General features: G+C 73.6%; 17 protein-coding genes. 13 read left to right on the top strand and 4 right to left on the bottom strand.

Going from position 1 to position 21741, the window contains the following annotated elements:
* Nucleotides 1–57: 57 nt before the first annotated feature.
* Together ACRWND_RS24470 and ACRWND_RS24465 are read left to right on the top strand one after the other, a co-directional pair.
* Nucleotides 58–1140, top strand: a complete 1083-nt coding sequence (locus tag ACRWND_RS24470) for a sugar phosphate nucleotidyltransferase (protein WP_431952923.1) — start codon at nucleotides 58–60, stop codon at nucleotides 1138–1140.
* A 240-nt stretch (nucleotides 1141–1380) separates the two neighbouring features.
* Nucleotides 1381–2358, top strand: a complete 978-nt coding sequence (locus ACRWND_RS24465; protein ID WP_431952921.1) for a DNA-3-methyladenine glycosylase family protein — start codon at nucleotides 1381–1383, stop codon at nucleotides 2356–2358.
* Between the two features lie 252 nt (nucleotides 2359–2610).
* On the opposite strand, the gene ACRWND_RS24460 is transcribed toward ACRWND_RS24465, so the two are convergent.
* The 3 genes from ACRWND_RS24460 to ACRWND_RS24450 are packed head-to-tail and all read right to left on the bottom strand — an operon-like array spanning nucleotide 2611 to nucleotide 5436.
* Nucleotides 2611–3933 carry a coenzyme F420-0:L-glutamate ligase gene (locus ACRWND_RS24460; RefSeq protein WP_431952919.1) on the bottom strand — a complete coding sequence of 441 codons (1323 nt, stop codon included), beginning with the start codon at nucleotides 3931–3933 and terminating at the stop codon, nucleotides 2611–2613.
* A complete protein-coding gene (gene cofD, locus ACRWND_RS24455; RefSeq protein WP_431952917.1) occupies nucleotides 3930–4901 on the bottom strand; it encodes a 2-phospho-L-lactate transferase in 972 nt (323 codons plus the stop codon). The genes ACRWND_RS24460 and cofD overlap by 4 nt, the downstream gene beginning before the upstream one ends.
* Nucleotides 4902–4926: 25 nt before the next feature.
* Complete coding sequence (locus tag ACRWND_RS24450) at nucleotides 4927–5436, bottom strand: cysteine dioxygenase (protein WP_431952915.1); 510 nt, start codon at nucleotides 5434–5436, stop codon at nucleotides 4927–4929.
* Between the two features lie 604 nt (nucleotides 5437–6040).
* Between ACRWND_RS24450 and ACRWND_RS24445 the strand changes: the two genes are divergently transcribed.
* The 3 genes from ACRWND_RS24445 to ACRWND_RS24435 all read left to right on the top strand — a co-directional run bounded on the left by ACRWND_RS24445 (nucleotide 6041) and on the right by ACRWND_RS24435 (nucleotide 11892).
* Complete coding sequence (locus ACRWND_RS24445; RefSeq protein ID WP_319138291.1) at nucleotides 6041–6304, top strand: WhiB family transcriptional regulator; 264 nt, start codon at nucleotides 6041–6043, stop codon at nucleotides 6302–6304.
* A gap of 246 nt (nucleotides 6305–6550) precedes the next feature.
* Nucleotides 6551–10408 carry a glycosyltransferase gene (locus tag ACRWND_RS24440; RefSeq protein ID WP_431952913.1) on the top strand — a complete coding sequence of 1286 codons (3858 nt, stop codon included), beginning with the start codon at nucleotides 6551–6553 and terminating at the stop codon, nucleotides 10406–10408.
* Nucleotides 10405–11892 carry a DUF5719 family protein gene (locus tag ACRWND_RS24435; RefSeq protein ID WP_431952911.1) on the top strand — a complete coding sequence of 496 codons (1488 nt, stop codon included), beginning with the start codon at nucleotides 10405–10407 and terminating at the stop codon, nucleotides 11890–11892. Before ACRWND_RS24440 ends, ACRWND_RS24435 begins: the two co-directional genes overlap by 4 nt.
* A 150-nt stretch (nucleotides 11893–12042) precedes the next feature.
* Here ACRWND_RS24435 and ACRWND_RS24430 read toward each other — a convergent pair whose 3' ends face one another.
* Nucleotides 12043–12495 (bottom strand): metallopeptidase family protein, encoded by a 453-nt coding sequence (locus tag ACRWND_RS24430; protein WP_431952909.1) that lies wholly within the window; start codon nucleotides 12493–12495, stop codon nucleotides 12043–12045.
* Between the two features lie 351 nt (nucleotides 12496–12846).
* On the opposite strand from ACRWND_RS24430, the gene ACRWND_RS24425 reads away from it, so the two are divergent.
* The 8 genes from ACRWND_RS24425 to ACRWND_RS24390 all read left to right on the top strand — a co-directional run bounded on the left by ACRWND_RS24425 (nucleotide 12847) and on the right by ACRWND_RS24390 (nucleotide 21182).
* Nucleotides 12847–13218, top strand: a complete 372-nt coding sequence (locus ACRWND_RS24425) for a DUF3499 domain-containing protein (protein WP_431952908.1) — start codon at nucleotides 12847–12849, stop codon at nucleotides 13216–13218.
* A gap of 160 nt (nucleotides 13219–13378) precedes the next feature.
* Nucleotides 13379–14737 (top strand): phosphomannomutase/phosphoglucomutase, encoded by a 1359-nt coding sequence (locus ACRWND_RS24420; protein WP_431952906.1) that lies wholly within the window; start codon nucleotides 13379–13381, stop codon nucleotides 14735–14737.
* A 257-nt stretch (nucleotides 14738–14994) separates the two neighbouring features.
* Entirely contained in the window at nucleotides 14995–15174 is a 180-nt protein-coding gene (locus ACRWND_RS24415) for a Trm112 family protein (protein ID WP_431952904.1), read from the top strand.
* A gap of 159 nt (nucleotides 15175–15333) precedes the next feature.
* Nucleotides 15334–16485, top strand: coding sequence for an SIS domain-containing protein (locus ACRWND_RS24410; RefSeq protein ID WP_431952902.1), 1152 nt, complete (start codon nucleotides 15334–15336; stop codon nucleotides 16483–16485).
* 4 nt (nucleotides 16486–16489) lie between these two features.
* Nucleotides 16490–17698: a mannose-6-phosphate isomerase, class I gene (gene manA, locus ACRWND_RS24405; protein ID WP_431952900.1), complete on the top strand. Its 1209-nt coding sequence runs from the start codon at nucleotides 16490–16492 to the stop codon at nucleotides 17696–17698.
* Between the two features lie 96 nt (nucleotides 17699–17794).
* The gene (locus ACRWND_RS24400) at nucleotides 17795–18739 is read left to right on the top strand and encodes a cation diffusion facilitator family transporter (RefSeq protein WP_431952898.1); all 945 of its coding nucleotides are present in this window, start codon (nucleotides 17795–17797) and stop codon (nucleotides 18737–18739) included.
* Between the two features lie 238 nt (nucleotides 18740–18977).
* Entirely contained in the window at nucleotides 18978–20429 is a 1452-nt protein-coding gene (gene ahcY / locus ACRWND_RS24395; RefSeq protein WP_431952896.1) for an adenosylhomocysteinase, read from the top strand.
* A gap of 129 nt (nucleotides 20430–20558) precedes the next feature.
* Nucleotides 20559–21182: a hypothetical protein gene (locus tag ACRWND_RS24390; protein ID WP_431952894.1), complete on the top strand. Its 624-nt coding sequence runs from the start codon at nucleotides 20559–20561 to the stop codon at nucleotides 21180–21182.
* Nucleotides 21183–21741: the final 559 nt, after the last annotated feature.

Raw genomic sequence — 21741 nt, 5'->3', positions numbered from 1 at the left:
CTGCATAGGATTGGCCGTTCATCAGGTCGGCCCCCGCCAGAAGCGGAGACAACACAGGTGACTGAAGCGATCCTCTTGGTCGGTGGCAAGGGCACCAGGCTGCGCCCTCTGACGGTGCACACCCCCAAGCCGATGGTCCCCGCGGCAGGCGTCCCCTTCCTCACCCACCAGATGGCCCGAGCGCGCGCGGCAGGCGTCGAGCACATCGTCCTGGCGACCTCCTACCTGGCCGAGGTCTTCGAGCCGCACTTCGGTGACGGCTCCGCCCTCGGGCTGCGCCTGGAGTACGTCACCGAGGACGAGCCGCTCGGCACCGGAGGCGCCATCCGCAATGTCGCCGACCGCCTCGAATCCGCCCCCGGCGACCCGGTCCTGGTCTTCAACGGGGACATCCTCACCGGGCTCGACATCGCCGGACTCGTCGCCACCCACCGCGACTCCGGCGCCGACGTCTCCCTCCACCTGACCCGGGTGGAGGACCCGCGCGCCTTCGGACTCGTGCCGACCGACGCCACCGGCCGCGTTACCGCGTTCCTGGAGAAGCCGCAGACGCCCGAGGAGATCGTCACCGACCAGATCAACGCGGGCGCCTACGTCTTCGACCGCGCGGTCATCGACTCCATCCCCACCGGCCGCGCGGTCTCCGTCGAGCGCGAGACCTTCCCCGGCCTGCTCGCCGACGGCGCCCATCTGCAGGGCATGGTCGACTCCACCTACTGGCTCGACCTCGGCACCCCCCACGCGTTCGTCAGGGGCTCGGCCGACCTCGTGCTCGGCCGCGCGCCCTCGCCCGCCGTTCCCGGCCGCCGCGGCGAACGCCTCGTCCTGGAGGGCGCCCGGGTCGCCGACGACGCCAAGCTCACGGGCGGCACCGCCGTCTGCGAGGGCGCCGTCATCGGCTCCGGAGCGGTCGTCGACGGCAGCACGGTCCTGGCCGGGGCCGTCGTCCGCCCGGGGGCCGTCGTCGTGGACTCCCTCATCGGCGCGGGCGCGGTCATCGGCGAACGCACCGTCGTCCACGGATCGGTGATCGGTGACGCCGCGCACATCGGCGCGGACAACGAACTGCGGCACGGAGTGCGCGTCTGGTGCGGCGCGGTCATCGCGGACGGCGCGGTCCGCTTCTCCTCCGACCAGTAGCCGCCCCTGCTGGAGCCGGTGGGCACCCGTTCACCGGCCGGAACCGCGGACCTTCGACGCCGGGAGCCGGGCGGCACGAAAGCCGGTCGGTAGGAAAGCCGGCCGGTACGAAAGCCGGTCGGCATGGGAGTCCGGAAGGCGGGAAGACCCGGAAGGCGGCGAGCCCGGAAGCCCGGGAGCCCGGAAAGCGGCGAGCCGGGAAGCCGGGAAGCCCGAGGGGCCACGCCGTACTCTCGGAGGGTGCACCCCGAGCAGACCCGACTCCTCAGCGGCGCCACCGGCCGCGTCCCCGGACCGCGCACGCCCGGCCGCACCCGCCGCTTCACCCCGCGCGGCCCCCTGGACCTCGGGCTCACGTTGGGTCCCCTGCGCCGCGGCCCCGGCGACCCCGCGTTCCGCGTCGGGGCCGACCACGCCGTCTACCGCGCCTCACGCACCCCCGACGGCCCCGGCACCCTGCGCATCGCCCGCCCCTCCGGCGGGGAGGTCGAGGCCGAGGCATGGGGACCCGGCGCCGACTGGCTGCTGGACGGCCTCCCCGCCCTGCTCGGCGACGCCGACGACCCCGGCGCCTTCACCGCCCGGCACCGCGTCGTCCACGAGGCCCACCGCCGCAACCCCGGGCTGCGGCTGACCCGCACCGGCCTGGTGCTGGAATCCCTCGTCCCGGCGATCCTCGAGCAGAAGGTCACCTCCGACGAGGCATACCGCTCCTGGCGGGTCCTGCTGCAGCGCTTCGGCGAGCCCGCCCCCGGGCCCGGCGAGCACCTGCGCATGAGGGTCATGCCCGACGCACGCGGCTGGGCCATGATCCCCTCCTGGGAGTGGCACCGCGCCAATGTCGACGGCAAGCGCTCCGCTGCGGTGGTCCGGGCCGCCCGTGCCGCCGCCCGCATGGAACAGGCCACCGTCCTCGGCCCCGCCGACGCCCTCGCCCGTCTCCAGGCCATCCCCGGCATCGGCCCCTGGACCGCCGCCGAGACCCTGCAGCGCAGCAACGGCGACCCCGACGCGATCACGGTCGGCGATCTCCACCTGCCGCACACCGTCGGCTACGCCCTCACCGGCGCCCACCGCTGCGACGACGCCACCATGCTCGAACTCCTGGAGCCGTACGCGGGTCAGCGCCACCGCGCCGCCCGCCTCATCCTCCTCACCGGCCGCCGCCCCCCACGCCGCGCCCCGCGCCTGGCCCCGGGGAACATCGTCCCCTTGTGACCCGCGGCCGCGACGGCCAGCTGGACCCGGCACCGGCCGAGTCCGGCGGGGATGCCGTGTGCGGGAAGGCCGTCACCTCGTGACGCTGCGCCGGTCGGCAGATCCCGCAGGTCATCGTCGGCGCCCATGATCAGGACGACGACTGCTTCGGCCTGTGGACGATGTACGACGGCCGCGGGGCGGAGGTCCCGCCGCCTCGAACCCAGCCCCGCCGCCTCGCACCCAGCGCGGGGCCGCCCCGGTCAGGGCGCCTCAGCGCACCTCGATGAACGCCTCCGCGTCGCGCCCCGGCCGCTCCTTCGGCGGCGCGGCGGGCCGGCCGATCGCGACGGCACCCATCGGGTCCCAGTCCTCCGGCAGGTCCAGCACCTCGCGCACCACGTCACGGCAGAACATCGTGGACGACACCCACGCCGACCCCAACTGCTCCCCGGCGAGCGCCACCAGGAAGTTCTCCACGGCCGCGCCCATGGCGACGACGAACATCTCGCGCTCGGCCGCCGAGCGCCGCGGGTCCGGGTAGTCGTGCGCCCCGTCGGCGACCAGGCACGGCACGACCAGGTACGGCGCGCGGCGCAGCACATCCCCGCGCCGCACCCGCTTGGCGATGGATTCCTCGCTCCGGCCGTCGCGCCGCAGATCCGCGATCCAGGCGTCGCGCATGGCGTCCAGCAGCCGGACCCGGGCCGGCTCCGACTCCAGCAGGACGAAGCGCCACGGTGTCGTGTGGTGCGGCGCGGGCGCGGTGACCGCGAGGGCCACGGCGCGCCGTACGGCCGCCCCGTCGACGGGCTCACCGGTGAAGTCGCGGATGGTGCGGCGCAAGGAGACGGCCTCGCGGACCGCCTCCGAGGTGCCCAGCCGGAACATGTCGTCGGCGGCGCGCCGGACGAGGGCGCGGCCGCCGTCGCCGTCCTCCTCTGCGGGCAGGACCAGGCGGTCCAGCCCCCTGACGACGGCGACGGGCGATCCGGTTGCCTTGCCCTTCACCAGGTCCCCGGCGGCGGCGAGTTCGTCGGCGAGCGCCGTGACCGTGGCGGACAGTTCGTTGCCGTGGGAGTCGCTCGCGCCGCGCAGGTCGTCCACGACGCGCAGCCCGGCCGCCCCGATGGCGACGTCGGTCAGGCCCTCGCGCCACGGCCTGCCGAAGGTGTCGGTGACGACGACGCCGACGTTGACGCCGCAGGCGTCCCGCAGCCCCGCCCGGATGGCCCGGGCGGAGGCGTCCGGGTCCTCCGGCAGCAGCAGCACCGTGCCGGGCGTGGTGTTGGAGGCGTCCACGCCGGCCGCGGCCATGACGAAGCCGTGCCGGGTCTCCACGATCCGGGTCCGACCCCGCCGCGCGACGAGCCGCACGCTCTCGGCGTCGATCGCCGCCTCGCGGTCGGTGGCGCGCACGACGCGCCCCTCCGCCTTGCTGACGATCTTCGAGGTGACGACGAGTACGTCGCCGTCGGCCAGATCCGCCGTGCCGGCCGCGATCAGCTTCGCGAGGTCCGCGCCGGGCTCGACCTCGGGTATGCCCGTGACGGCCCACACGCGGTAGGAGGCCGGGCCGGTGGCAGCGGCGGTCACGCCCGCACCTCCCCGGCGAGCGTCAGCGCCTCGCGGGCCATCGCGGCCGTCGCGTCCAGGTCCGTCATCATCAGCGGTACGGCCCGGCAGCGGATGCCCGCGGCCTCGACCTCCGCGACCGACCCCGCGTCGACGGTGTCGACCAGCCAGCCGTCCAGCAGTCCGGAGCCGTAGTGCGCCGCGACCGCCGCCGCCGTGGACTCCACGCCGACCGCCGCCAGCACCTTGTCGGCCATGCCGCGCACCGGGGCGTCACCGACGATGGGGGACAGGCCCACGACGGGCACGCCCGCCTCGGCGATGGCCTCCCGGATGCCGGGTACTGCCAGGATCGTGCCGACCGACACCACCGGGTTGGACGGCGGGAAGAGGATGACGTCCGCCTCCGCGATCGCCTCCAGCACCCCAGGGGCGGGCTTGGCGCCCTCGGCGCCGACCGGCAGCACCGCGTGCGCCGGGACGGAGGCCCGAAGCCGCACCCAGTACTCCTGGAAGTGGACGGCCTTGCGCCCGCCGCCGGGGCCCGCGTCCGGGTCGTCGATGACGACGTGCGTCTCGATCCGGTCGTCGGTCATGGGGATCAGCCGCACGCCGGGCCTCCAGCGGGCGCACAGCGCCTCGGTGACCGCGCTGAGCGGGTAGCCGGCGCCGATCATCTGGGTGCGCACGATGTGGGTCGCGATGTCGCGGTCCCCCAGGCCGAACCACCCTGGCCCGACCCCGTAGGCGGCCAGCTCCTCCTTGACCGTGAACGTCTCGTCGGCGCGGCCCCAGCCCTGCTCCTCGTGGATCCCGCCGCCGAGGGTGTACATGACGGTGTCGAGGTCGGGGCAGACCTTGAGGCCGAACAGGTGGATGTCGTCGCCGGTGTTGCCGATGACGGTGATGTCCGCCTCCGGCGCCGCCGCCTTCAGGCCGCGCAGGAAACGGGCTCCTCCGATGCCGCCGGCCAATACCACGATTCGCATGCGGACAGTCTGTCAGCCCGCCGCGTCACCCGGCGAACGTCCCCTCGGTCGCCGGCTCGCCGGAGCCGCAGGCGTACGGGGTCATCTGCGTCAGCCCGGGGAAGTAGACGTGCAGGCTGACCGCGCCTTCCAGGCAGTCGTTGACCACCTCGTGGACATAGCCGGGGGCGAACACCCGCTGGTGGCCCGGCGGGAGTGAACGGCGGGTCTCGCCGTTGCCGCCGAGGGAGCGCTCGGTCAGTTCGCCCTCGAGGACGGTCAGCACGCCCGAGGAGCGGCCGTGGTCGTGCAGCCCGCTGCCCTGGCCGGGCACCCAGCTCAGCAGCCAGACCTCGTAGCCGGGTCCGGTCGCCAGGCGGTCGTACCAGCGGGTGGTGGCGTCGTAGCGGACGCGCGGCGCCCAGCGGGCGCGGTCCGCCGCGATCGTGCGGGCCAGGCCGGCGAATTCCGCGACGGTGACGGGGTAGGCGGGAGCCGGCGGAAGGAGGTGCGGGATGGCGAGGGGGTCGCCGGCGATCGAGACGTCGCTGTTCATGGGTGCGGAGTTCCTACGGGAAGTGAGGAGCGTCAGGCACGCGCACGAGAGGGTGCGGCCATGAGGCTGTGCGGGCTGGGAGGAGTCCTTCAGCGGCAACAGCTGGAACAGCGACAGTGGGCTTCCACGGCACGACGGAACTCGCCGAGGCGGCGGGTCCGAGCGGGCGCGTGGGTCACTGGCATGAGCCCAAGGAGACCGGCTCCTCGGAGACCTGTCAACTTGATGTCGTGTTTGTCGTAAATCCCTCACCTGATCCGGTTATTCAACGGGGTGGAAGGTTTGGGGCCGCAAGTCCCAGGAAAGGTGCCGACGCAACCACACGGGTACGCAGGAACGTCTTCTCGTGAAACGTCGTTGTGTTTTCGTGATCGCATCGTGATCGACACTCCGCAGGGGCGTCGGCCGTGGTTGACATGTGCGGGCATATAGGCCGATTTGAACACTTTCCGTCAGGCCTTGGTTCCGCAGGGTGAATAACGGGCCCAATAGCAGATCTCGGCTTGACTGGCCCGTATCGGCACACTTGTAATTTCACTCGTGTCGTTCGCCGTCGCAGGTGGCGGCGACACCACGGGGACGCGAAGACAGACGAGGGGCGCGCATGACCGAGCTGTTCCAGCTGTTGCTGGCCGAAGAGGCCGACGAAGAGCTCGGGTGGCAGGAGCGCGCACTGTGCGCGCAGACCGACCCCGAGTCCTTTTTCCCCGAGAAGGGCGGCTCCACCCGCGAGGCCAAGAAGGTCTGCCTCGCCTGCGAGGTCCGTTCCGACTGCCTCGACTACGCCCTCGCCAACGACGAGCGCTTCGGCATCTGGGGCGGCCTGTCCGAGCGTGAGCGCCGGCGCCTGAAGAAGGGCATCGTCTGAGGCTCCGCCCGGGCCCGCCCCGGCGACGGCCCGCCGGCCTCGCGTGTCCCGGCCCCGTCCCGCGGCGGACGCGCACCGGTTCGACGGCATTCGTGCGGCCTGGGACCGGTTCGCGCCGGTCACGGACTTCATCGTCATATGCGCTCCGGACCCGGAAGGGCCGCCTCCCGCAACCGTTAGTGTGGGGGCCCGTCCGAGACGCCCAAGGCGTCGTCCGAAGTCCAGCGAACCGGGGCCCGAACCTCGATGTCCGTGAACAGTTCAGCCGGGACTCAATACGCCTCCCAGGCACCGGAGTTCCCGCGCCACGTCGTCACCGCCGTACTCGTCGCCCACGACGGTGCCCGCTGGCTGCCCAACGCGCTCTCGGGCCTGGTCTCCCAGGACCGCCCCGTCCAGGACGTCATCGCGGCCGACACCGGCAGCGCCGACGACTCCGCCCGCCTGCTCGCCGAGAGCCTCGGCGACCACCGCGTCCTGCACCTCGCCCGGCGCAGCGGCTTCGGCGCCGCCGTCGACGAGTGCGTACGCGCCGCCGAGCCCCTGACCGAGGAGCACCTGCCCTACCTGGCACGGCGCAGCAGCTGGGACCCGGCCACCCGCACCTGGAACGACGACGCCTACGACGAGCCCGACCAGCCGCACGGGGAACCCGTGCAGTGGCTGTGGCTGCTCCACGACGACTGCGAGCCCGCCCCCGACGCCCTGCTCCACCTCCTGCGGGTCGCAGACTCCTCGCCGTCCGCCGCGGTCATCGGCCCCAAGCTGCGCAGCTGGTACGACCGGCGCCAACTGCTGGAGGTCGGCTTCTCCATCGCCCGCAGCGGCCGCCGCTGGACCGGCCTGGAGCGCCGCGAGCAGGACCAGGGCCAGCACGACCAGGTCCGCCAGGTGCTCGCGGTCTCCAGCGCGGGCATGCTGGTGCGCCGCGACGTGTGGGAGGACCTCGGCGGATTCGACCGTCGGCTGCCCCTCATGCGCGACGACGTCGACTTCTGCTGGCGCGCCCAGTCCGCCGGCCACACCGTCCTCGTCGCCCCCGACGCCGTCCTGCGGCACGCAGAGGCGGCCTCCCGCGAGCGCCGCCCCGTCGACTGCGCCGGCCGCTCCGCCGTCGACCCGCACCGCGTCGACAAGGCAGGGGCCGTCTACACGCTGCTGGCCAACACCCGCGGCGTCCTGCTGCCGTACGTCTTCGCGCGCGTCGTGCTCGGCACCGTGCTGCGCACCCTGGCCTACCTCGTCGGCAAGGTCCCCGGACAGGCCGTCGACGAGATGACCGGACTGCTGTCGGTCCTGCTCCGCCCCGGGCGCCTCCTCAGCGCCCGCCGACAGCGCTCGCGGGCCGTCGTCCCGCCCTCCGAGCTGCGGTCGCTCTTCCCGCCGCCGGGCGCGACCGTACGGGCCACCGTCGAGCAGGTCGTCAGCAACGTGTCCGGCCGCGCGGCCGCCGAGGCCTCCTCCGCCGGACGCCACGGCGGCGGACTGGACTCCGGGCCCAGCGGCGGCGACGACGACGGCGAGTTCCTGGAGGTCGAGCAGTTCGCGCTGCTCAAGCGCATCGCCCGGCAGCCCGCCCCGATGCTCTTCGCCGTCCTGCTGCTCTTCTCCCTCATCGCCTGCCGCGCGCTCCTCGGCGGCGGCGCCCTGGCCGGCGGCGCGCTGCTGCCCGCCCCCGCCGACGCCTCCGACCTGTGGGGCTCCTACCTCGGCGCCTGGCACTCCCTCGGTGTCGGCAGCACCGAGACCGCGCCGCCCTACCTGGCGATCGTGGCCACCCTCTCGAGCGTCCTGCTCGGCAGCTCCGGCCTCGCGCTGACCGTGCTCCTGGTCGCCTCGGTGCCGCTCGCCGGCCTCAGCGCCTACTTCGCGTCGCGCCCGCTGGTCGGCTCCCGGCTGCTGCGCGCCTGGGGCGCTGTCGCGTACGCCTTCCTGCCCGCCGCGACCGGCGCCCTCGCCGGCGGCCGGCTCGGCACCGCCGTCCTGGCCGTCCTGCTCCCGCTCATGGCCCGCGCCGCCGTCTCTGCCGCGGGACTGCGGATGTCCGCCGACGCCGTCGACCGCGGCCTGCGGCCCGGCTGGCGGGCCGCCTGGGCGGTCGCGCTGCTGCTGACGATCACCACCGCCTTCACCCCCATCGCCTGGCTGATCGCGCTGGTGCTCGTCGGCGCCGCCCTCGCCACGCGCGTCGTCCGGGGCCAGAGCCGGCTCCTCGTCCCGCTGGCCCTGCGGGCGGCGGCCGTCCTCGGCGCGCCCATGGTGGTGCTCGCTCCCTGGTCGCTGGGGCTGCTCACCCACCCCCGGCGCTTCCTCGACGAGGCCGGCCTGCCCTTCGGCGCCCGGTCGGCCACCGCCACCGACCTCCTCCTGATCAACCCCGGCGGCCCGGGCGCCGCCGGGGGCTTCCTGCTCGCGGGCATCGTCCTGGCCGCGCTGGCGGCCCTGGTGCGCGCCGAGCGCCGCTCGGCCATCGTCACCGCCTGGGTGGGCGCCCTGACCGGCCTGGTCTTCGCCGTAGTCGCCAACACCACCGCCTGGGCCGGCCCCGCCACCCTCGTCTACGGCATCGCCCTGCTGGCCGCCGCCGCGGTGGGCGCCGAGGGCGCCAATGAGCGGATCGCCGCCTCCGGCTTCGGCTGGCGCCAGCCCGTCGCCGCACTCGTGGCCCTGGCCGCCGTGCTCGCCCCGCTGTCCGCGGCCGTCGGCTGGATGGCCGGCGGCGCCGACGGACCGCTGGAGCGCCGCGACCCCACCCAGGTGCCCGCCTTCGTCGCCGAGGAGAGCAACACCGGCGACCAGGCCCGCACCCTCGTCGTCTCGGGCACTCCCGACCACGTCTCGTACGCCCTCGTCCGCGGCGCCGGCACCCGGCTCGGCGACGCCGAGATCGCCGCCGCGAGCGGTGCCGACCCCCGGCTCGACAAGATCGTCGGCAATCTGGTGGCAGGCTCCGGCGCCGACCAGGCCAGCCAGCTCGGCGGCTACGCCGTCCGCTACGTCCTCGTCCAGAGCGGCGCCCCGCGCCAGGTCAGCCGCACCCTTGACAGCACCCCCGGCCTGTCCCGGCTCAGCCAGGCCGACGGCAGCGCCCTGTGGCGGGTGGACGACGACGTCGCACGCGTCACGATCGTCCAGCCGTCCACCGGCGGAGAGGCCGGCGGCAGCGACGACACCGGCGCCAAGGGCGGCGCCGGTGAGGACACCGCCGCCGGCACCGAGACCGTCGCCTCCGGCAAGGTCGAGGCACACACCACCATCTCGACCGGCCCGGAGGGTCGCGTGCTGCGCCTCGCCGACCGCGCCGCGCCCGGCTGGACGGCCACCCTCGACGGCAGGGAACTCACCGCCACCACCGTCGACGGCTGGGCCCAGGGCTTCCGGCTCCCCAGCAGCGGCGGCCGGCTCGACCTCGTCTACGACGACCCCTTCACCCACACCCTGTGGCTGTGGCTCCAGGGCTTCCTCGGCCTGGTCCTCGTCGTCATGGCCCTGCCGGGCCGGCGCCGCGAGGTCGACGACGACCTGCCCGACACGGAGGCCGAGCCGGTGCCCGCCGCCGCGGGCATCCCCGCGCAGGGAGGCGACGGCCGCCGCGCCCGCCGGCTGCGCGCCGCCGCCGACGCCGAGCCCGAGGCCCAGGGCGCCGGTCAGGGCGCGGCCCACGGGGACGGGGAAGAGGAGGCGTACGACGCCCCCGCCGCTTCCCGGGCCGACGGGACCTCTCACCAGGAGCAGGCCGAGTACGCGCAGTACGCCGAGTACGACCCGTACGCCGCCGGCCCCCGGGAGGACGACCCCTACGGCCAGGAGCAGTGGGCCGCGGACTACCGCAGCGACTACGGCTACGAGCAGCCCGCCGCCCAGCCCCAGGAGCAGGCCTATGACCCGTACGGCTACGGCCGGCAGGCCCCGCAGCCCGGCCACGACCGGCAGGGCTACGACTCCCAGGGCTACGAGCAGCAGGGCTACGAGCAGCAGGGCTACGAACAGCAGCCGCAGGGCTACGACGCCTCGTACGCCCCGTACGGCAACCACGACACCGACACGTACGGCACGGACGCCTACGGCACGGACGGCTACCGCCGCGACGGGAGCAACCAGTGAACCGCAGCACCCTCTCCCTGATCGGCGTCGCCGTCGCGCTGGCCGCGGTCGCCGGCTTCGCCACCGTCACCGGCGCGGGCACCCCGGACGCCGCGCCCGCGGTGAGCGCGGCACGGCTGCCCGTCGAACGGTCCACGCTCGCCTGCCCGGTGCCCTCCGACTCGGACTTCGCCTCGACCACCTACACCGCCTTCACGCCCAAGGGGGACTCCGCCGGGGGGCCCGGGGCCGGGGGCACCGCGGCCCTGCTGCCCGCCGCGCCTGTCAACGGCAAGGCCGCCAAACGCAAGCCGGTCGCGCCGCTGAAGGAGGCCGGCACGCCGGTCACCGCGGTCACCGAGGCCGCCGACGCCCCCGCCCTCATCGGCACCGCCGACGGGGCGCTCGCCCCCGGCTGGACCGTGCAGCAGACCACTGTCGTCGACGCGGGCCCGGCCCGGGCGGTGCTCGGCACCTCCTGCGCCGTCCCGGACAGCGAGTTCTGGTTCCCCGGCGTCAGCACCGGCGCCGACCGGCAGGACTACGTCCACCTGACCAACCCGGACGACACCGCCGCCGTGGTCGACCTCCGGCTCTACGGCGACAAGGGCGAGGTCAAGACCACCACCACCGACGGCATCACCGTGCCGCCGGGCGCGACCGTCCCCGTCCTGCTCTCCACGCTCACCACGGAGAAGTCCGACACCCTCACCCTGCACGTCAGCGCTCGCAGCGGCCGGGTGGGCGCCACCGTGGAGGCCGAGGACGCCAAGGCCGGCGGCGACTGGCTGCCCGCCGCCGCGGACCCCGCCGCCGAGGCCGTCATGCCCGGCATCCCCGGCGACGCCACCGAGGTCCGCCTGGTGGTCTACGCGACCGGCGACAGCGACGCCGACCTCAAGCTGCGGCTCGCCTCCTCGAGCGGTGAGATCACCCCGGCCGGGCACGAGACCGTCCACGTCAAGAGCGGTATGACCACCGCCGTCGACCTCGGCGACGTCACCAAGGGCGAGACCGGGTCGCTGCTCCTGAGCCCGACCGAGCCCGCGCGCAAGGCCCCCGTGGTCGCCGCCCTGCGGATCACCCGCGGCAAGGGCGCCAACCGGGAGACCGCCTTCCTGCCCGCCACCGCCCCCGTCGGCGACCGCGCCACCGCCGCCGACAACCGCACCAAGGGCTCGACGATCGCCCTCACCGCGCCCGAGGCCGACGCCGCCGTGCGGGTCGTCACCTCCGCCTCGACGAAGGGCGGCGAGCCCGTCACCAAGAATGTCCCGGTCAAGCGCGGCACGACGGTCGTCCTGTCGCCGCCCGCCCCCTCCGAGGGCAAGGGCGCCTTCGCCGTCACGGTGGAAGCCGCCTCGGGCGGTCCCGTCTACGCCTCCCGCATGCTCGCCCTGCCGGAGGACGGCGTCCCGATGTTCACCATCCAGACGATGCCGGACGACCGCGGCCTGGTCGCCGTCCCGCGGACCGAGGAAGACCTGTCCATCCTGAACCGCTGACGGCCCGGGGCTCCCGAGCTCCCGTGTCGCCGGCCCCCGGGCCCCGGCGTCCGCACATGCCGGGGTCGACGGGGGCACACGGGATGCCGGGGGCCGACGCCGCGAGGGCCGGGGCCGCCGCGGGCCGGCGCCGGCAGGGCTGACCGTCGGCTAACCCTCCCCGTACCGGGGGTCGACGTTCTCCGGCGACAGCCCCAGCAGCTCGGCCACCTGCTCCACCACCACGTCGTGCACGAGCAGCGCCCGCTCCTCGTGGCTCTTGGCCCGGATCTCCACCGGCCGCCGGTACACCACGATGCGGTGCGGGGCGCCCTTGTGCCCGCCGATCAGCCGCCCCAGCGGCACCCCGTCGTCGAACCGGCCCTTGGCCGCGGCGCCATCGGCCCCGTTCACCGGCCAGGGCACCTCCTGCACCGCGAACTCCACCTCCGCCAGCTGCGGCCAGCGCCGCTCCAGCCGGTCCGCCGCGTCGCGCACCAGGTCGTCGAAGGCGTCGGCGCGGGTGCGCGCGAGCGGCACCTGCGGGGGCGCGATGGGGCCGCGCATGCCGCGACCGTGTCGGTCGCGGCGGCGCTGGCGCGGGGCGGGCGAAGGGGTGTCCATCACCTCTGAGAGTAGCCGTCGCGAGCCCCGGGCATGCGGCTCCGTGACCGCTGCCACCACCACGTGGGTACCAGGACCGGACATCCTCGTCGATGTCGCGGAATGTACGGTCGTCCGCTCCCCGCGTCCCGGCTGATTCGCCGCCCCGACCGCCCCGGCGATCGCTCTTGTCGCCCTTTGTTCCGTTTGCTGATCGGCGCGCTCGTAAGGGCCCCGTATTTTTCCGGCCCCTTTGCAGGTCAGGGGTGTTGACCGCGAGTCGGACCTTCCCGGCCAACCCGGACGACACGACGGGATGAGCTCCGGTGGAGTCGTCGCGGCCCGCTCAAGAGTGCGGTACCGTCCAACATCGTGAGCCCTGTACGTCGCTGTTCGCGCACCGCGTGTGGCCGTCCCGCCGTCGCGACGCTGACGTACGTCTACGCGGATTCCACCGCCGTCCTCGGGCCGCTCGCCACCTACGCGGAACCCCACTGCTACGACCTGTGCTCCGAGCACTCCGAGCGCCTCACCGCCCCCCGCGGCTGGGAGGTCGTACGGCTCGCCACGGACACCGGCCCTACCCGCCCCAGCGGCGACGACCTCGAAGCGCTCGCCAACGCCGTACGCGAGGCCGCCCGCCCCCAGGAACGCGAGGGCAACGGCACCAACGGCCGCGGCGGCGACCCCATGGAGATCGCCCGCCGCGGGCACCTGCGCGTCCTGCGCTCGCCCGACTCCTGACCGGCGCCCGCTCCACGGCCGTCGCCGGCCGTCTCCGGCCCCCCGCGCCGCCTCCCCGTGCCCACCGGGGACCCTCATGGGCCCGCCCGGATCCGCCGGGTAGGTTGGCTCTTGCCACGATCCATCCACCGGCAACCGGATTCCAGAGCGGAGCACAGCGGTGACCGACCTCTCCCAGCTCGTGAAGGCTTACGACGTCCGCGGAGTCGTCCCCGACCAGTGGGGCGAACCGCTCGCCGAACTCTTCGGCGCGGCCTTTGTGACCGTGACCGGCGCCGACGCGATCGTGACGGGCCACGACATGCGGCCCTCGTCGCCCGGCCTGTCCCAGGCCTTCGCCCGCGGCGCGGCCTCGCGCGGCGCCAAGGTCACCGAGATCGGCCTCTGCTCCACCGACCAGCTGTACTTCGCCAGCGGCAAACTCGACCTGCCCGGCGCGATGTTCACCGCCAGCCACAACCCGGCGCAGTACAACGGCATCAAGATGTGCCGCGCGGGCGCCGCCCCCGTGGGCCAGGACACCGGGCTCGCCGAGATCCGCCGGCTCGTCGAGGAGTGGTCCGAGACCGGCCTCCCGGCGAGCGACGCCACCCCCGGCGAGGTCACCCGGCGCGACATGCTCGCCGACTACGCCGCCCACCTGCGCACCCTGGTCGACATCGGCTCCATCCGGCGCCTGAAGGTCGTCGTCGACGCGGGCAACGGCATGGGCGGTCACACCGTCCCCACCGTCTTCGACGGGCTGCCCATCGACCTCGTCCCGATGTACTTCGAGCTCGACGGCACCTTCCCCAACCACGAGGCCAACCCCCTCGACCCCAAGAACATCGTCGACCTGCAGGAGAAGGTGCGCGAGACCGGCGCCGACATCGGCATCGCCTTCGACGGCGACGCCGACCGCTGCTTCGTCGTCGACGAGCGCGGCGAACCCGTCTCGCCGTCCGCGATCACCGCCCTGGTCGCCGCCCGCGAACTGGCCAAGCACCCCGGCTCCACCGTCATCCACAACCTGATCACCTCCTGGACCGTGCCCGAGGTCGTCAAGGAGCACGGCGGGACGCCCGTCCGCACCCGCGTCGGCCACTCCTTCATCAAGCAGGAGATGGCCCGCACCGGCGCCGTCTTCGGCGGCGAGCACTCCGCCCACTACTACTTCCGCGACTTCTGGAACGCCGACACCGGCATGCTCGCCGCGCTCCACGTCCTCGCCGCCCTCGGCGGCCAGGACGGCCCGCTGTCCGCGCTCGTCGCCGAGTACGACCGCTACGCCGCCTCCGGCGAGATCAACACCGCCGTCGACGACCAGGCCGGCCGCACCGCCGCCGTCCGCGCGGCCTACGCCGACCGCCCGGGCACCGGCGTGGACGAACTCGACGGCCTCACGGTCACCGGCGAGGACTGGTGGTTCAACCTCCGCCCCTCCAACACCGAGCCGCTGCTGCGACTCAACGTGGAGGCCCGCCACCCCGAGCTCATGGCCGCCGTCCGCGACGAGGTCCTCGCCATCGTCCGCGCCTGACGGTGGCACCGCCGCAGAAGTCCGCGCCTGACGGCGGCACCGCCGCAGGGGCAAGCGCCGGAGGAGGCCCGCCGCAGGGGCACCGCCCCAGCAGTCGGCGCACACTGCACCTCCTCCGGCGCAGGCCGGGGCCCCGCCGCGGTCACGCGGGCCCGGCCCCCCGGCGATAGGCTGAATCCGCCGGTCGGACCCGTACGCCGCACGCGGCGGCCACCCGGAACCACGACGACACCACGACCACAGGGGAGACGCCACCCATGCCGCTCGTCGAAGCCAGCCTTCTGGAGATCCTCGCCTGCCCCGCCTGCCACGCACCGCTGCGCGAGGACGTCGAGGCCACCGAGCTCGTCTGCACCTCCGCCGACTGCGGCCTGGCCTACCCCGTGCGCGACGACATCCCCGTCCTCCTCGTCGACGAGGCCCGCCGGCCCGCCTAGCCGCGCCCGCACGACAACCCGGCGCCGCGCCGCAGCATGCGCACCCACGGCAGCCGGCGCACGGCAGGTCCCGCCGTACGCCCCTGCGGTCAGGACACCCCCACCGCACGGCGCCCCGCGACACCCGACACAACCGGACCGGACCGGAGGTCACCCCCGATGCTGGACGAGACGCTGCTCGACGACCCCGACGCCCTCGCCCGCGCTGACACCCGCGGCCTGCTCCTCGGCGTCGCCGCCGCCGGCGCCCGCGTCCGCACCGCCGCACGCCTCGCCCACGAGGCAGGCGTCGGCGGACTCAAGCCCGACGGCCGCCCCCGCAGCGTCCTTGTCGCCGGACCGGGCGCGGTCGCCGTCGCCGCCGTCGCCGAACTGCTGGCCGCCCTCGGCAACGGCAGCGGTCCTGTGCTGTCCCTGCACCCCACCGGCCCCGCACCATACGACCTGCGCTGGGCCCTCCCCGGTTGGGCCGGCCCCGTGGACCTGCTGCTCATCGCCAGCCCCGCCGGCACCGAAGCCGGCCTCGCCGAGCTCATCGAGCAGGCCTACCGGCGCGGCTGCACCGTCGCCGCCGTCGTCCCCGCCGGCTCACCGATCGCCGAGGCGATCCAGCAGGTGCGCGGTATGGTCCTGCCGTACGCCCCCGCCCCCGACCCCGCGTCCGTCGCGGGCGTCCTCGGCGAGGCCGCCGACCCCGCCGAAGACCTCGGCGCCTTCTGGGCGCTGCTCACCCCGCTGCTCGCCCTCGGCGACCGCATCGGCCTGCTCGCCGCACCGCCCGACGCCATCGAGCGCGTCGCCGACCGCCTCGACGACGTCGCCGGACGCTGCGGCCCCGCGACCGCCACCTACAGCAACCCCGCCAAGGCGCTCGCCTCCGAACTCGCCGAATCCCTGCCGCTGATGTGGAGCGACGGACCGGTCGCCGCCGTCGCCGCCCGCCGCTTCGCCGCGGCCATCGCCGCCCGCGCCGGCCGCCCCGCCCTGCACGGCGAACTCCCCGAGGCGCTCGACACCCACGGCGCGCTGCTCGCCGGCTCCCTGGCCGGCGCCCTCGACCCCGAGGACTTCTTCCGCGACCGCGTCGACGAGCCCGAGGACCTGCGCCTGCGCGTCGTGCTCCTGCACCGCACCGGCAACGGCGCCGCGAGCTCCGCCCCGCTCGCCCGGGAACTCGCCACGACCCACGACACCCCGATGAGCGAACTCGCCCCCGCCGAGGGGGGCGACCTGGAATCCGCGGTCGAACTCCTCGCCGTCACGGATTTCGCCTCCGTTTACCTCGCCATCACCTCGACCGGGAGATCATGAGCGCATGGACCGCCTGACCAACACCACCCGCCCGTACGCCTGGGGATCCACCACGGCCATCCCCGAACTGCTCGGCGCCACCCCCACGGGCGAGCCGCAGGCCGAACTCTGGATGGGGGCCCACCCCGGCGCCCCCTCCCGCGTCGACCGCGGCAACGGTCCGACACCGCTCGACCAGGTCATCGCCGCCGACCCCGAAGGCGAACTCGGCACCCCCGCCGTCGAACGCTTCGGCCCACGGCTGCCCTTCCTGCTCAAGCTCCTCGCCGCCGGCTCTCCCCTGTCCCTGCAGGTGCACCCCGACCTCGCCCAGGCAGCCGCCGGCTTCGCCGACGAGGAGGCCCGCGGCATCCCCGTCGACGCCCCGCACCGGAACTACAAGGACGCCAACCACAAGCCGGAGATGATCGTCGCGCTCACCCCCTTCGAGGGGCTCTGCGGCTTCCGCTCCCCCGAGGAGACCGCGCACCTCCTCACCGGCTTCGGCGTCGACTCCCTCAAGCCCTACGTCGACAGCCTGCGCGCCCAGCCCGAGGAGGCGGCCCTCCGCGAAGTCCTCACCGCCGTGCTCGGAGCCGACCGCGAGACCATGGCAGACACCGTGGCGGAAGCCGCCGAGGCCGCCGGCCGCCGCGCCGCCGAGGGCGGAGCGCACGCCGACGCGTACGCCGCCTACGCCGCCATCGCCCACGCCTACCCGGGCGACCCCGGTGTCATCGCCGCCATGCTCCTCAACCACGTCCGCCTCCAGCCCGGCGAGGCGCTCTTCCTCGGCGCCGGCATACCCCACGCCTACCTCAGCGGCCTCGGCGTCGAGATCATGGCCAACTCCGACAACGTCCTGCGCTGCGGCCTCACCCCCAAGCACGTCGACATCCCCGAACTGCTGCGCATCGTCAGCTTCCAGGCGGGCGACGCCGGCATCCTGCGCCCCGAGGCGTCCCCCGACGGCGAGGAGCTCTACCGAACCCCCATCGACGAGTTCCGGCTCTCCCGCTACTCGCTCGCCGCCGGCGCCGCCCCCCGCACTCCCCACGACCGCACCGCCCAGATCCTGCTCTGCACCGAGGGCACCGCCACACTGCGCGCGCCCGGCGACCCCACGGCGCCCGAAGTGACCCTGCGCCAGGGCCAGTCCGCCTACGTCCCAGCCGGCGAGCAGGTCCAACTCGCGGGCGCGGGAACGGTCTTCCGGGCCACGGTGGTGGCCTGACGCATCGGGCCCACCCACGGCCTGCAACAATGTCCCGCCGTAACGCCGTAAAGACCGGGCAAAGACCGGGGCCGAGGGAAGGGACCAACACCACTCATGAGCGCGTCAGGCGGAACCAAGGCGATCGTCGCCGCATTGGGCGCCAACCTCGCCATCGCGGTGAGCAAGTTCGTGGCGTTCGCCTTCAGCGGCTCCTCCTCCATGCTCGCCGAGGGCGTGCACTCGGTGGCCGACTCGGGCAACCAGGCGCTGCTCCTGCTCGGCGGCAGGAAGGCCAAGAAGGAGGCCACCGAGGAGCACCCCTTCGGCTACGGCCGTGAGCGGTACATCTACGGCTTCCTCGTCTCCATCGTGCTGTTCACCATCGGTGGCGTCTTCGCGCTCTACGAGGGCTACGAGAAGGTGCGGCACCCCCACGAGATCGAGGCCTGGTACTGGCCCATCGGCGTCCTCGTCTTCGCGATCATCGCCGAGGGCTTCTCCTTCCGCACCGCGGTCAAGGAATCCAACGCGGTCCGCGGGAAGCAGACCTGGAGCCAGTTCATCCGCACCGCCAAGGCCCCCGAGCTCCCCGTCGTCCTCCTGGAGGACCTCGGCGCCCTCGTCGGCCTCGTGCTCGCCCTCGTCGGCGTCGGCCTGTCCCTGATCACCGGCGACGGCGTCTGGGACGGCATCGGCACCCTCTGCATCGGCACCCTCCTCGTCGTCATCGCCATCGTCCTCGCGTCCGAGACCAAGTCGCTGCTCCTCGGCGAGGCCGCCGGCCCCGAGGTCGTCGCCCGTATCCGCGAGGCCATCGTCGACGGGGACACCGTCTCCCGCGTGATCCACATGCGCACCCTCCACCTCGGCCCGGAGGAACTCCTCGTCGCCGCCAAGATCGCCGTGCGGCACGACGACAAGGCCACCGAGATCGCCCGCGCCATCGACGCCGCCGAGGCCCGCATCCGGGAGGCCGCACCCATCGCCCGCGTCATCTACCTCGAGCCGGACGTCTACCGCGAGTCCTCGGCCGCTCCCGCCGCACCCACGGCGGACTGACCCCCTTCGCACGACCCGCACGCACGTTCCGGACGTGCCCGGCCCCTCGGTGTAGATTCGTCCCTAGCCAGACGTCGCTGCTGATGGCGGTCGGGCGGTCCGCTTCCGGGCCGGCCGAGGGAGAGAGGGCCTCCGACGGGCTGAGCCGCGGTCGCGGGAAACGCATGTCCGCATGCCTTGCCCCGCCCCGCAGCGGAAAGCCGATGTCCGTTCTGGAAGCACTCCACGAGGAGACTGCATGTCCCCCGTCACCAACGACTTCAAGGTCGCCGACCTCTCCTTGGCCGCCTTCGGCCGCAAGGAGATCACCCTCGCCGAGCACGAGATGCCCGGCCTCATGGCCCTCCGCGAGGAGTACGCGGCCACACAGCCGCTGGCCGGAGCCCGCATCACCGGTTCCCTGCACATGACCGTGCAGACCGCCGTCCTCATCGAGACCCTGGTCGCCCTCGGCGCACAGGTCCGCTGGGCCTCCTGCAACATCTTCTCCACGCAGGACCACGCCGCGGCCGCCGTCGCCGTCGGCCCCCACGGCACCGCGGAGAACCCGCAGGGCGTCCCCGTCTTCGCCTGGAAGGGCGAGACCCTCGAAGAGTACTGGTGGTGCACGGAGCAGGCCCTCACCTGGGCCGACGCCCCCACCGGCGGCCCGAACATGATCCTCGACGACGGCGGGGACGCCACCCTGCTCGTCCACAAGGGCGTCGAGTTCGAAAAGGCCGGCCAGGTCCCCGACCCCTCCACCGCCGACAGCGACGAGTACCGGGAGATCCTGACCCTCCTGACCCGCACCCTCGGCGAGAACCCGCAGAAGTGGACCCAGCTCTCCTCCGAGATCCGCGGCGTCACCGAGGAGACCACCACCGGCGTCCACCGCCTGTACGAGATGCAGCGCGACGGCACCCTGCTGTTCCCGGCGATCAACGTCAACGACGCCGTCACCAAGTCGAAGTTCGACAACAAGTACGGCTGCCGCCACTCCCTCATCGACGGCATCAACCGCGCCACCGACGTCCTCATCGGCGGCAAGGTCGCCGTCGTCTGCGGCTACGGCGACGTCGGAAAGGGCTGCGCCGAGTCGCTGCGCGGCCAGGGCGCCCGCGTCATCATCACCGAGATCGACCCGATCAACGCCCTCCAGGCGGCGATGGACGGCTACCAGGTCACCGTGCTCGAGGACGTCGTCGAGACCGCCGACATCTTCGTCACCACGACCGGCAACCGCGACATCATCCTCGCCGAGCACATGCAGCGCATGAAGCACCAGGCGATCGTCGGAAACATCGGCCACTTCGACAACGAGATCGACATGGCCGGCCTCGCCAAGATCCCGGGGATCGTCAAGGACGAGGTCAAGCCCCAGGTCCACACCTGGACCTTCTCCGACGGCAAGGTCCTGATCGTGCTGTCCGAGGGCCGCCTGCTCAACCTGGGCAACGCCACCGGCCACCCCTCGTTCGTGATGTCCAACTCCTTCTCCGACCAGACGCTGGCCCAGATCGAGCTGTTCACCAAGCCCGAGGAGTACCCGATCGGCGTCTACGTCCTTCCCAAGCAGCTCGACGAGAAGGTCGCCCGTCTCCACCTCGACGCCCTCGGCGTCAAGCTGACCACCCTGCGCCCGGAGCAGGCCGCCTACATCGGCGTCCCGGTGGAGGGCCCCTACAAGCCGGACCACTACCGCTACTGACGCCGGCCGGGCCGTTCGGGCGACAGCCCGGCACCGGTCCCGCACGCGGCGCAGGCCCCACACGGCAGGCCCCCGCCCCCGGCGGGGGCCTGCCGTGTGGGGCCCCGGCCCGCTTTGTAAGGTCGAACCATGCCCCGCGGCCGCTACTCGTTCCACGACACCCACGACCACACCCCCCTCGGCAAAGAGCACTTCCACTGCGCCACCGGCCCCACCGGATGGCGGTACACCGCCCAGAACACCCACCCCGGCGGCGCCCACGCCGGCTCCGTCGACCTCACCATCGACGAACTCGGCCGCCCCATCCGCCTCGAGATGCACGCCGCGGGCTGGCAGGTCCGCGGTGCCGCCCTGGACGGCCTGACCTGGGTCCGCACCGATCCCTCCGGCGAACACGCTCAGGAGGGCAACGTCCCCGCGCACGCCTTCACCGGTGACTCGCCCGCGTTCTACATCGCCACCGCGCGGATGCTCCGGCTGCGCCCCGGCACCCCGGCCACCCGCGTACGCCTCGTAGCATTCCAGCCCCCCGTACTCGCGCCGCGCACCCTCGACCAGGCGTGGGCACTGGTCAAGAGCGAAACACACCCCACTGACAACGACCCTCTGCATGTGGACGAATACCAGGTCACCGATCTGGAGACCGGTGAACAGCACGCCGTCCACATCGCCGGCGACGTCGTCCTCTCCGCCCCGGGCATCGAACTCGAGGATCTCGAGTCGCCCCCGTCCAGCTTCCCCTCCACGGACTGACGCTGCCACGCCGGCCGACCCGAGTCGGAGGGGGCGGCCCAAGGACGCGGAGAACGTGGGACGAGGCGACGGGGACGTGGCGTACGTCCTCGGCACGGGAGCGCGAGCGCTCCCGTGGGCGAGACGGAGGACCGTGCGCCGGAGGACGTCGCGATCTCCCGCCCACGCGGCAGGACATGACGCGGTGGGGACCGACGCCGACGATGTGCGTCGGGCGCGGCCGACCTGCTAGTCTCCTCTTCGCCCCAGGGCATCTGTTGACACGGATGGCCGGGGGAGGTAGATTAGAGCAGTTGCCACGAACTAGACGCGTTCGTAGGCTGGCGGCTAGGATCTAGCCCGCTTCGAAAGACACCGATCGCAGAGCACCTCTCAGAAAGAACTTTCTGAGTGGCCTTTCGTGTCGCCGTCCGAAGAGGCGAAAACCCTGGCGGTAATCAGGCCCGGAAGAGTCTGATAAAGTCAGGAACGTCGAAAGGCGAAAGCCTGGAAGGCAAAACCCCGCTTCAGCAGGGGGCCGGAAACGAAGAGCGGAAACGCGAAACGGATCTGGTAAGGT

Source organism: Actinacidiphila sp. bgisy167, assembly GCF_965342175.1.
In the GTDB taxonomy this organism is placed as follows: Bacteria; Actinomycetota; Actinomycetes; order Streptomycetales; family Streptomycetaceae; genus Actinacidiphila.
This window is presented reverse-complemented; position numbering and strand designations above follow the sequence as displayed.

What these genes read in the sequence shown, in the direction of transcription:
- cofD (WP_431952917.1), bottom strand. Translation starts at nt 4,901, where the DNA reads ATGCGAATCGTGGTATTGGCCGGCGGCATCGGAGGAGCCCGTTTCCTG.
- ACRWND_RS24450 (WP_431952915.1), bottom strand. Translation starts at nt 5,436, where the DNA reads ATGAACAGCGACGTCTCGATCGCCGGCGACCCCCTCGCCATCCCGCAC.
- ACRWND_RS24445 (WP_319138291.1), top strand. Translation starts at nt 6,041, where the DNA reads ATGACCGAGCTGTTCCAGCTGTTGCTGGCCGAAGAGGCCGACGAAGAG.
- ACRWND_RS24440 (WP_431952913.1), top strand. Translation starts at nt 6,551, where the DNA reads ATGTCCGTGAACAGTTCAGCCGGGACTCAATACGCCTCCCAGGCACCG.
- ACRWND_RS24430 (WP_431952909.1), bottom strand. Translation starts at nt 12,495, where the DNA reads ATGGACACCCCTTCGCCCGCCCCGCGCCAGCGCCGCCGCGACCGACAC.
- ACRWND_RS24415 (WP_431952904.1), top strand. Translation starts at nt 14,995, where the DNA reads ATGCCGCTCGTCGAAGCCAGCCTTCTGGAGATCCTCGCCTGCCCCGCC.
- ACRWND_RS24410 (WP_431952902.1), top strand. Translation starts at nt 15,334, where the DNA reads ATGCTGGACGAGACGCTGCTCGACGACCCCGACGCCCTCGCCCGCGCT.
- manA (WP_431952900.1), top strand. Translation starts at nt 16,490, where the DNA reads ATGGACCGCCTGACCAACACCACCCGCCCGTACGCCTGGGGATCCACC.
- ACRWND_RS24400 (WP_431952898.1), top strand. Translation starts at nt 17,795, where the DNA reads ATGAGCGCGTCAGGCGGAACCAAGGCGATCGTCGCCGCATTGGGCGCC.
- ahcY (WP_431952896.1), top strand. Translation starts at nt 18,978, where the DNA reads ATGTCCCCCGTCACCAACGACTTCAAGGTCGCCGACCTCTCCTTGGCC.
- ACRWND_RS24390 (WP_431952894.1), top strand. Translation starts at nt 20,559, where the DNA reads ATGCCCCGCGGCCGCTACTCGTTCCACGACACCCACGACCACACCCCC.